Genomic DNA, 241 nt, shown 5'->3' with positions numbered 1-241 from the left:
CTCTGGGGCCAGGTCGTAGAGGTTGTCGGGGTCGACGAACAGCACGAAGTCATTGCGGGTCCCGTGACCCTTCGCGAACTCGATCTGCATGCTCACTCCCCTCGGGCTCCGGCCACGATACCCCCGACAGCGGACGCCATCGACGCGGCGCTCTCCGGCCCGGCTGGAAGCCAGGTGATCCGGGGGTCCCTGCGGAACCAGCCCAGCTGTTTGCGGGAGAACTTCCGGGTGCCGGTGACCA

At 67.6% G+C, this 241-nt stretch carries 1 pseudogene; it reads right to left on the bottom strand.

Annotation, left to right across the window (positions count from 1 at the left end):
• Positions 1 to 96: pseudogene (locus BN358_RS27830) on the bottom strand (diaminopimelate epimerase); the annotation flags it as partial.
• Between the last annotated feature and the right edge of the window lie 145 nt (positions 97 to 241).

The organism is Sedimentibacter sp. B4, from assembly GCF_000309315.1.
In the GTDB taxonomy this organism is placed as follows: Bacteria; Bacillota; Clostridia; order Tissierellales; family Sedimentibacteraceae; genus Sedimentibacter; species Sedimentibacter saalensis.
Note: the sequence above shows the minus strand (reverse complement) of the source record. Positions and strands in the feature narration are given on the sequence as shown.